Below are 9,808 nucleotides of genomic sequence, written 5' to 3' on the forward strand. Positions count from 1 at the left end.
GGCCGGGCACCGTGCCCGTGGCCGAGGGGACAGGCGTGGCCGACACGGCTCTTGTGACGCTGCTGATCACGGCGGCCGCGGACGCGGGCTGGGGCGCGGACACGGCCAGAGGCGCGTTCACGGGCCGGCGCGCGTACGCGGGTGCTTCCGCGCGGGGCATGCCCGGCAGCACCGGACCCCTGAACGCGGTGGTGCGTGGCCTGCAGGCGATCTCCAGCACCGGCAGGGGGAGGAGTCGGCCGAGCAGAGCCGGCGCGCCGGGTCCGGCCGGTTCGGTCCGCGCCCGCTGTGCCACCTGACGCGGCCCGTCCGCTGTGGCCGTGGCCGCACGGCGGACGGGCCGCACCGGACGGATCACCGGATCCGCGAGATTCGCGGGACCGGTGTGATCCGCTGGATTCGCGCGGGCCGCGGGATCGCCGGCCAGAGCGGCCAGCAGACGCGCGTACGCCACACGTTTGCGGCCACGGGGGGTGGTGTGGCCGCCTTCCCAGGAGCGGATGGTCTCCGGGGTGACATTGAGGGCGAACGCGACCTGCTCCCGGGTCAGGGACCTCGCCACCCGCAGTCTGCGGCGCACTTTCGGTCGGGGCAGCGCAGGCGCAACGGGGGCGGTGTCGGTCATCGTGGCCTCTCCACGAGGGCTTTCGCAGGCAGGGGAGCAAGTGACATACCGGTGTCGGGGGACAGCGGGGCATGCGGAGAGCGGGGGCATCACGCTCACCGGGAGCGCCATGCCGATTTGCGTATAAACGCATACTGAGCGACACAACGGTCATTTCGCTGTTACGCGGATAAAGCGCGTGTCGTTGGCAGCATGGCGGCCGTGACCCGAGTGACCGGCCCCCCGGGCCCTTCGCTGCCCTCCCCGCCGTCGTATCCGCCGTCGTATCCGCCGCCGTATCCACCCGACGTGACCCGGACGCTGCGGGCACGCCGCCGCGTCCCCTCGGTCGCCGCCGCGCTGCTGGACGGGGCGGTCGGCGCGGGTCTGGGCCTCGGGGTCTTCGCCGTGGCCGCCATGCTGCTGTGGATCACCTCGCCCTACCCCGACAGCGGCCCGGGTGGAGCGCTGCACGTCGTCGCCGCGCTGTGGCTGCTCGCGCACGGGGCGGAACTCGTCAGGCCCGAGACGCTGTCCGGAGTCCCCGCTCCGGTCGGGCTCACCCCGCTGCTGCTCCTCGCGCTGCCGGTGTGGCTGGTCCACCGGGCCGTGCGGCACACGCTCGACGAGACGTCCGACCCGACCGCGCACGCCGGAGTGTGCGGCGGCTACCTGCTGGTCTGTACGGGCGTCGGCCTCTACGCCGCGGGCGGGCCGCTCACCCCCGAGCCGGCCAGCACCCTCCTGCGGGTGCCGCTGCTCGTCGTCGTCACCGCCGCGGTCTCCTGGTGGACGGCCCACGGGCGCCCACCGGGGCCTCTCGGGCCGTTCGCCGGGTTCGCGGCGGCGTTCCGGCCCGCGCTCGCCGGGATCGTCGCGCTGCTCGGGGGTGGAGCGCTGCTCGCCGGGGTGGGGCTCGTACGGCGAGCGGGCGAGGCCCGCGAGACCTACGTTCTGCTCGCGGGGGACTGGCCCGGCCGCATCGCCCTGCTGGTGCTCGTACTCGCCCTGCTGCCGAACGCGGCCGTCTGGGGCGCGGCCTACGGCCTCGGTCCGGGCTTCGCCCTCGCCGCGGGCGTGACGGCCGGTCCCTTCGGGGTGGTGGGGGAGCAGCCGCCGCTGCCGTATTTCCCGCTCCTCGCGGCTGCGCCGGAGCACGGCCCCTCCGGCGGTACGCCGCTGACCTGGGCGGCGCTGGCGGTACCCGTCGTCGCCGGGGCGGCGCTCGGGCATTTCGCCGTTCCCGCCGCCGAGGAGGCGCCGGAGCGGCGGACCTGGCGGGCCGTGACCAGGACCGTGCTGGCGGCGGCGACGCTGTGCGCGGTGGTGACGGGTGCGGCGGCCGCGGTCTCCGGGGGACCGCTGGGAACGGCCGCCCTCGCGGAATTCGGTCCGGTGTGGTGGCAGGTGGGGCCCGCGACACTGCTGTGGACGACCGTGACGGGTGTTCCGGTGGCGCTCGTCGTGCGGTGGCGCGGGGAGCGGGCGCTCCGTGCGGGGCATCCCCGGCAGGGGGTCGGCGCGACTCCACGGGGGTTCGCGTCAGTGGTACGCGGGGGCGTCGCGAGGCTCTTCACCCGGCGCGCGCGTCTCCACCCGACCCTGCGCCTGCGTCGGTGGGGTCCGGGTAGCGAGACCGGGGCGGAGCCGGAGCCGGGCCGGGGAACGACTGGGTCGGCGGCGGCCGTGACCGCGTCGGCCGGTACCGGGGCACCGGCGGGCGGGGACGCTGTCACGGAGCCCCGGCGGAAGCCCAGGAGCCACCGGAAGGAGAAGGCGGGCCGGAGGGAGAAGGCGGGCCGGAAGGAGAAGGCGGGCCGGAAGGAGAAGGCCGACCGGAAGGAGAAGGCCGACCGGAGCAAGGACGGGGACCGCAACGAGCAGGCGGAGCGGCGGGAGTCCGGGACGACGGATCGGAAGCCGAGGACCCGAGGGAGGATCCGGCTGAGGCGCGGGAACAGGAGGGGCCACGGCTCCCCGGGCGGTCCGGAAACCGGGAGCGGGCGCTCCGTGACGGCCGGTGAGGAACGGCTGCCCGGGGGCCTGGACGCCTACGACGTACTGTCGCCGACCGGCACCGACCCCTGGCACGAGCCGGGCGCCCGCGAGGCGCGCTGGGCCTGGCTCAAGGAGGCGTCGGCGGAGCCGCCGGGTGAGGAACGCGAGGGCCCGTCCCCCGGCACCCCGGACCTCTCTGCCCCGGACCTCTCTGCCCCGGACCTCTCCGCCCCGGACCTCTCCGCCCCGGACCCCTCCGTCATGGACGCCGGCCACCGGCCACCGGCGCTCTGAGCGCCGGGTTCGCCCGTCGCTGCGCCGTACGAGGTTCTGGGGTGGTGTGCGTTCGGGCCGCGGTGGCGACCCGGAGGGAGGGCGGGCTCGGCGCCGCCGTCGGCGTGCGTCCGCGCCGCGGGGCAGATACCGGTCGGTGCCGCGGGGCAGATACCGGTCGGTGCCGCGGGGCAGATGCCGGTCGGTGCCCCGGACGGCCGTCGTACAGCAGGGTGATGCCCGTCCCGGGCGCCGTCTCGGCACGGCCGGCGGCCGCGGCGCGGAGCTGCCGGGATCATGCGCGGTGCGCCGGGCTCGAACCCGGGGAGTCAAGCGGGGACGAGAAGCGGGCACGAGGACCCCGGGGTCGGCATACGCGCCGCCGTGACGCTGCCCCCGGGAGCCCGGGAGCCCGGGAGCCCGGGCGGCACTCGGCGGAGCGGGAATCCACCCGGAGCCCCGTCGCGCGGAGCCCCGTCGCGGCGCACGCACGCGGCGGGAAGGCGGGAACCACCCGCGCTCACGCGGGTGAGGACGTCACTTCTGCACGCCGTACAGCTCGCGCAGCGGCCCCTCCGGCAGGCGGTCGTTGCAGTCGAGCTGGGCGGTCTTGGTCAGGGAGTCGTTCACGCACGTGTAGAAGTCCTGGTAGACCAGCTTGAGCGTGAAGCTCGCGGCCACGAGCACGAGGGCCAGGCCCGCCGTGACGAGCCCGCTGATCGCGGCGGACGTCTGGGGCCTGGACGTCGACGAGTACGGGTCGGCCTGTCCGCCCGGGGGATTGGTGCCACCCGCCGGGCGGCGCGGGGCGCGCAGTGAGCTGATCGACCAGTACAACGCGAGCGCCCCCAGCAGCAGGGCGATCTCCGGCATGTCGAACAGGGCGAAGAAGAACGCCCACATTCCGGACAGCAGGGCGTAGCGGGCGCGCCGCTGCGCCGGGTCCGTGGGGTCCCAGCGCATTCCCCCCGGGCCGCCCTCGGGCCGCCCGCCGCCCTGGCCGCTGCCTCCGGTGTCCCGGCGGCCGCTGCCGAAGCCGCCGCTGCCGCGCTGCGGCTGGTTCCTGCTCCACTGGCTCCCCCAGGGCGAGGCGGGGCGTTCCCCGTCCTGGCCCTCGGAGTCCCCGGTCGGCCGCGTTCCCTCGGAGCCTCCCCGCGCGGGGCGGCGCGGGCGCCAGGGGCGGTCCGGGGCGCCCTCCGGCGGGGGTGCGAAGGGGTTGTCGTCCTGTGGCGAGCCCGACTCCCCGGACCGGGGACCCGGCGAGTCCGACGACCCAGCGGACTGCTGCGGCGAGGACGGGGACTGCTGTGGCGAGGACGGCGAGGACGGGGACTGCCGGTCCCGCGGCAGCAGTGACCCGCGCTCCCCGGCACCGAAGTCGGAGAGCGGAAGGCGGAGGGCCGCGCGGCGGCGTCGGTCCGGCATCGGTGGTGCGACTTCCCCTTGTGTCGGTGGTGTCGGTGGACGTTCGCTGGAGTACAGCGGTGTTCAAACGGACGTGAGCACCCCAGACGCTACCCCCCGCCCGCTGCCCCTTGCCCCGGGGGCCGCCAGGTGTGCCGGTATCGTTGCTGACGGTCGGCGGCTTCGTAGAGTTCCCCGTATACGGGGCGATCTCGCATTCGTACGACCGTACAAGCCGCACCATCCGCGAGAAAGGGCCCCGCCGTGGCCACCCCCAAGCGCCTGGTCGTACTCGTCTCCGGCTCCGGTACGAATCTGCAGGCACTGCTCGACGCAGTGGCCGCGGACCCCACCGGATACGGAGCCGAGGTCGTCGCCGTCGGCGCGGACCGTGAGGGGGTCGAGGGTCTGGCGCGCGCCGAGCGCGCCGGGCTGCCGACCTTCGTCGTCAAGGTGAAGGACTTCGCCACCCGTGAGCAGTGGGACCGGGCGCTGACCGAGGCCACCGCCGCCCACGAGCCCGACCTGGTCGTCTCGGCGGGCTTCATGAAGATCGTGGGGAAGGAGTTCCTGGCGCGCTTCGGCGGACGGTTCGTCAACACGCACCCCGCCCTCCTCCCCAGTTTCCCCGGGGCCCACGGCGTACGCGACGCGCTCGCGTACGGCGTCAAGGTCACCGGATGCACCGTCCACTTCGTCGACGAGGGCGTCGACTCGGGCCCGATCATCGCTCAGGGTGTGGTCGAGGTGCGGGACGAGGACTACGCGGACGGTGGCGCCGCTCTGCACGAGCGCATCAAGGAAGTCGAGCGCAAGCTGCTCGTCGAGGTCGTGGGGCGTCTGGCCCGGCACGGCTATCGCATTGAGGGACGAAAGGTATCAATCCCGTGACCGCCGAAGGTACGAACAAGCGGCCGATCCGGCGCGCGCTGGTCAGCGTCTACGACAAGACGGGCCTCGAGGAGCTGGCCCGCGGCCTGCACGAGGCCGGCGTCCAGCTGGTCTCCACCGGCTCCACCGCATCGAGGATCGCCGCGGCCGGTGTCCCCGTCACCAAGGTCGAGGAACTGACCGGATTCCCCGAGTGCCTGGACGGCCGGGTCAAGACCCTCCACCCCCGCGTCCACGCCGGCATCCTGGCCGACCTGCGCCTCGAGTCGCACCGCGACCAGCTCGCCGAACTGGGTGTCGAGCCCTTCGACCTGGTCGTCGTGAACCTCTACCCGTTCCGGGAGACCGTCGCCTCGGGCGCCTCGCCCGACGAGTGCGTCGAGCAGATCGACATCGGCGGCCCGTCCATGGTCCGCGCCGCCGCCAAGAACCACCCGTCCGTGGCTGTCGTCACCAGCCCCGAGCGGTACGCCGACGTCCTGTCCGCGGTCAGGGACGGCGGCTTCGACCTGGGCGCGCGCAAGCGGCTCGCCGCCGAGGCCTTCCGGCACACCGCCGCGTACGACGTGGCCGTGGCCTCCTGGTTCGCCTCTTCCTACGCGCCGGCCGACGAGGCGGGGGAGGGCGCTCTGCCCGACTTCCTCGGCGCGACGTACGAGCGCAAGAACGTGCTGCGCTACGGGGAGAACCCGCACCAGCCCGCCGCGCTGTACTCGGACGGCACCGGCGGCCTCGCGGACGCCGAGCAGTTGCACGGCAAGGAGATGTCGTACAACAACTACACCGACACCGAGGCGGCCCGGCGTGCGGCGTACGACCACGACGAGCCCGCCGTGGCGATCATCAAGCACGCCAACCCCTGCGGCATCGCGATCGGCGCCGATGTCGCGGAGGCGCACCGCAAGGCGCACGCCTGCGACCCGCTGTCGGCGTTCGGCGGCGTCATCGCCGTCAACCGGCCGGTCTCCGTGGAGATGGCCGAGCAGGTGGCGGAGATCTTCACCGAGGTCATCGTGGCGCCCGGCTACGAGGACGGCGCGGTCGAGATCCTCGCCCGGAAGAAGAACATCCGGGTGCTGCGCTGCGAGGGCGCCCCGGCGGCGCCCGCCGAGCTGAAGCCCATCGAGGGCGGCGCCCTTCTCCAGGTCAAGGACCGCCTCCAGGCCGAGGGCGACGACCCGGCCCACTGGACGCTGGCCACCGGCCAGGCCCTCTCCCCGGAGGAGCTGGCGGAGCTGGCCTTCGCGTGGAAGGCCTGCCGGGCCGTGAAGTCCAACGCGATCCTGCTGGCCAAGGGCGGCGCCTCGGTCGGCGTCGGCATGGGCCAGGTCAACCGGGTCGACTCGGCGAAGCTGGCCGTCGAGCGGGCCGGCGAGGAGCGGGCGAGCGGCTCCTACGCCGCCTCGGACGCGTTCTTCCCGTTCCCCGACGGTCTGGAGATCCTGATCGAGGCCGGTGTCAGGGCCGTCGTGCAGCCGGGCGGCTCCGTCCGTGACGAGATGGTCGTCGAGGCCGCCCGGAAGGCGGGCGTGACCATGTACTTCACCGGGACCCGCCACTTCTTCCACTGAGCCGCGGGCGGCTCCCTTCCACCGAGCCCGCGGACGGCCGGGGGCCGCGCCCCCTCGCGAGAGGAGCGCGGCCCCCGGTGTGCGTACGGGCCGTACGGACGACGCCGTACGTACGGCGCCGTACGGACGTCACTTCTTGATGACCAGCGTTCCGGCCGCACGGTCGTGCCAGCCCTGGAGCTTGCCCGAGTTGTCGAAGAACGGGCTGAGGAAGACCAGGACGGCGCCGATGTAGCAGAGGAAGGCGCCGACGATCGGGATGATGTAGCGGATGAAGCCTCCGCCGAGGCCCGGGACCTGGCCGTTGCTCTCCCTGACGACCCTCAGGCCCAGCGCCATCTTGCCGACGGTGGCGCCGAGGAAGGAGATCATCAGCCACTCGTAGAGCAGCGTGAGGAGCGCGAGGATCAGCATGGCGCCGAGGAAGGCCATGAAGAAGCCACTGGACGCCTCGACCGAGTCGTTGAGCGACTCGTTGACACAGGTCTCGTACGCCGGCGTCAGCGGGTCGATGCCGGAGCAGTCCCGGATGTCGTCGGCGGCGTTGAAGGCGCCGGCCAGGCCGATCGCGGCGGCGATGAAGTACAGGACGCTGATGATCACGCCGTCGATCAGGCGGGCCAGGAAGCGCTGGCCCATCGTGGCTATCTGCACCGTGCCGAGACCGTGCACGTTGATCATGCCGTTGTTGGCCTGAAGGGTGCCGGGGGCCTGCGGGTACGCGCCGTAGGGCTGCTGGCCCTGCTGCGGGTAGCCGTAACCGGGCTGGCCGGGCTGCTGGCCCTGCGGGTAGCCGTAGCCCGGCTGGCCCTGCTGGGGGTAGCCGTAACCGGGCTGACCCTGCGGGGGCTGCTGCGGCTGCTGGCCGTAGGGATTGTTCGGGTCGCCGAAACTCATGGCGGGGTTCCTCCGTTGGATGTGCGGGGACGCGCGGCCCGCGCGGAGGAATATCGAAGATCGTCAGATCAGTGGACCGCCCCCCGGCATGCCCGCGGCACTGGCGGATCATCGTTGTCGGATCGTCCGGTCCTTGTCCAGTCGATGGAGCTGTCTGTTGTGCGAAAGCAACGTGACAGGGACAGAACGTGCACAGAACGAGGTGGATTGGAACCCTGGTGGGTGCATCCGCGAGGATGGACCCATGACCGCCCAGATTCTCGATGGCAAGGCCACCGCAGCCGCGATCAAGTCCGACCTGACCGCCCGCGTGGCGGCGCTGAAGGCCCGCGGCATCACCCCCGGTCTCGGGACGCTGCTGGTCGGCGACGACCCCGGCAGCAAGTGGTACGTCGCGGGCAAGCACCGCGACTGCGCCCAGGTGGGCATCGCCTCCATTCAGCGCGAGCTGCCGGACACCGCCACCCAGGAGGAGATCGAGGCGGTCGTCCGGGAGCTCAACGACAACCCCGAGTGCACCGGCTACATCGTGCAGCTGCCGCTGCCCAAGGGCATCGACACCAACAGGGTGCTCGAGCTCATGGACCCGGCCAAGGACGCCGACGGTCTGCACCCGATGAGCCTCGGCCGGCTGGTCCTGGGCGTGCCGGGGCCGCTGCCCTGCACGCCGTACGGCATCGTGCAGCTGCTGCGCCACCACGGCGTGGAGATCAACGGGGCGCATGTCGTCGTGGTCGGCCGCGGCATCACCGTGGGCCGCTCGATCGGACTGCTGCTGACCCGCAAGTCCGAGAACGCCACGGTGACCCTCTGCCACACCGGTACGCGGGACCTGTCGGCGCACCTCAGGCAGGCCGACATCATCGTCGCCGCGGCGGGGGTGCCGCACATCGTCAAGCCCGAGGACGTCAAGCCGGGCGCGGCGGTCCTCGACGTCGGCGTCAGCCGGGACGAGGAGGGCCGCATCGTCGGTGATGTGCACCCCGGCGTCGCCGAGGTGGCCGGCTGGCTCTCCCCCAACCCCGGCGGTGTGGGCCCGATGACACGTGCCCAGCTGCTGGTCAACGTCGTCGAGGCGGCCGAGCGCGCGGCGGCCGAGGGCTGACCGGGCCCGGCGGGCGGGGAGAGGGCGAGTTCATGAGCAGCGCAGCGGCGGCGAAGGGCGGCACGGAGCCTCCGGAGGGACGGCCGGGCCCGTCCGGTACGGCCGGCGCGAACGGGACCGTTGAGGGGCCGGTGTCCGGTTCCGGGGCTTCCGGCGAGTCCGGTGCCTCCGGCGGGTCCGCGGTCTCCGAGGGCTCCGGGGCTTCAGGGGCGTCGGCGAACGGCGCCCGTGCGGAGAGTGGCCGGCGGGGAACGGACCGGGCGAGGGCCGCCTCCGGGGACGGCGAGGGAACCGGCCCCGCGCGTGCGGTGGCCGCCGGCACCCGGGCCCCCGGCCCCGCCGCCGGAAGCGACGCCGCCGACGCCGCCACCGACGCAGCCGAGGGTGACGGTGGTGACGACGACAGCCGTCGCGGTGACGGTGGCAAGGGCCCGGCCGAGGCCGTGGACCAGGACGCCGTGGTGGCCAGGGGCGCGGTCAGCGCGCCCGGCCCGGACGGCGAGCCGGTGCGTGCCACCCGGCGCTTCCCGCTCTTCACCAGGGACACCGCCCGCCCTGAGGGCGGCGGCCGGGCGGCCCCCTCGGACGCCCCGGCGCCGGCCCGCCAGTGGCCGCTGCTGACCGTGCTGGGCGGTGCGGGCGTCGGCCTGCTGGTGGTGGCGGCGGGGGTGTTCCGCATCGGGACCCTGCTGATCGGTGCGGCCCTGCTCGGCGGGGCCGTCCTGCGCTGGCTGCGGCCCTCGGTGGGGATGCTGGCGGTGCGCTCCCGGTTCACGGACATCGTGACGTACGGCGTGATGGGGACGCTGATCATGCTGCTGGCGCTGGTGGCGCACCCGAACCCGTGGCTCGACGTGCCGATCCTGGAGGACGCGGTCCAGTTCACCGTCCACTGAGGTCGGCCGCTGCCGGGGCATGGCCGGCAACCGCCGGCAGCCGCCGGCGCCCGAACTTCGCGTAGCCGACGGCCTGCAGTGCGGCCATCTCCTCGTGCCGCGACTGGACGAAGCGGGGACGGTTGTCGGCCCGGCCCCAGGCGGCGAGCAGCCCGTTGATCCCGTCACC

General features: G+C 73.9%; 9 protein-coding genes. 5 read left to right on the forward strand and 4 right to left on the reverse strand.

The features are described 5' to 3' along the window. A partial coding sequence (locus GUY61_RS29265; protein ID WP_166633265.1) for a helix-turn-helix transcriptional regulator occupies positions 1–625 on the reverse strand: 625 nt, incomplete at its 3' end. A gap of 288 nt (positions 626–913) precedes the next feature. On the opposite strand from GUY61_RS29265, the gene GUY61_RS29270 reads away from it, so the two are divergent. Then, positions 914–2,896 (forward strand): DUF6350 family protein, encoded by a 1,983-nt coding sequence (locus GUY61_RS29270; protein WP_166633266.1) that lies wholly within the window; start codon positions 914–916, stop codon positions 2,894–2,896. Between the two features lie 516 nt (positions 2,897–3,412). Here the strand turns inward: GUY61_RS29270 and GUY61_RS29275 are convergent. After that, a complete protein-coding gene (locus tag GUY61_RS29275) occupies positions 3,413–4,300 on the reverse strand; it encodes a hypothetical protein (protein WP_166633267.1) in 888 nt (295 codons plus the stop codon). Between the two features lie 243 nt (positions 4,301–4,543). Here GUY61_RS29275 and purN point away from each other — a divergent pair, with 243 nt between their 5' ends. Both purN and purH read left to right on the forward strand, forming a co-directional pair. Beyond that, complete coding sequence (gene purN, locus GUY61_RS29280) at positions 4,544–5,170, forward strand: phosphoribosylglycinamide formyltransferase (protein WP_166633268.1); 627 nt, start codon at positions 4,544–4,546, stop codon at positions 5,168–5,170. Then, positions 5,167–6,741: a bifunctional phosphoribosylaminoimidazolecarboxamide formyltransferase/IMP cyclohydrolase gene (gene purH / locus GUY61_RS29285; protein ID WP_166633269.1), complete on the forward strand. Its 1,575-nt coding sequence runs from the start codon at positions 5,167–5,169 to the stop codon at positions 6,739–6,741. The genes purN and purH overlap by 4 nt, the downstream gene beginning before the upstream one ends. A 129-nt stretch (positions 6,742–6,870) precedes the next feature. Here purH and GUY61_RS29290 read toward each other — a convergent pair whose 3' ends face one another. After that, positions 6,871–7,638, reverse strand: coding sequence for an RDD family protein (locus GUY61_RS29290; RefSeq protein WP_166633270.1), 768 nt, complete (start codon positions 7,636–7,638; stop codon positions 6,871–6,873). A gap of 244 nt (positions 7,639–7,882) precedes the next feature. Between GUY61_RS29290 and GUY61_RS29295 the strand changes: the two genes are divergently transcribed. After that, complete coding sequence (locus GUY61_RS29295; protein ID WP_166633271.1) at positions 7,883–8,743, forward strand: bifunctional methylenetetrahydrofolate dehydrogenase/methenyltetrahydrofolate cyclohydrolase; 861 nt, start codon at positions 7,883–7,885, stop codon at positions 8,741–8,743. Positions 8,744–8,775: 32 nt separating this feature from the next. Beyond that, positions 8,776–9,639 (forward strand): DUF3017 domain-containing protein, encoded by an 864-nt coding sequence (locus GUY61_RS29300; protein ID WP_208106608.1) that lies wholly within the window; start codon positions 8,776–8,778, stop codon positions 9,637–9,639. Here the strand turns inward: GUY61_RS29300 and GUY61_RS41330 are convergent. Continuing rightward, positions 9,626–9,808, reverse strand: a 183-nt coding sequence (locus GUY61_RS41330; protein WP_279576872.1) for a thiamine pyrophosphate-binding protein, incomplete at its 5' end; no start/stop codon positions are given. The genes GUY61_RS29300 and GUY61_RS41330 overlap by 14 nt on opposite strands.

This window comes from Streptomyces sp. GC420 (assembly GCF_009916105.1).
Classification (GTDB): Bacteria; Actinomycetota; Actinomycetes; order Streptomycetales; family Streptomycetaceae; genus Streptomyces.

Excerpts from the sequence above, each read along its gene's own strand:
- GUY61_RS29275 (WP_166633267.1), bottom strand. The coding sequence starts at position 4,300 with ATGCCGGACCGACGCCGCCGCGCGGCCCTCCGCCTTCCGCTCTCCGAC.
- GUY61_RS29290 (WP_166633270.1), bottom strand. The coding sequence starts at position 7,638 with ATGAGTTTCGGCGACCCGAACAATCCCTACGGCCAGCAGCCGCAGCAG.
- GUY61_RS29295 (WP_166633271.1), top strand. The coding sequence starts at position 7,883 with ATGACCGCCCAGATTCTCGATGGCAAGGCCACCGCAGCCGCGATCAAG.
- GUY61_RS29300 (WP_208106608.1), top strand. The coding sequence starts at position 8,776 with ATGAGCAGCGCAGCGGCGGCGAAGGGCGGCACGGAGCCTCCGGAGGGA.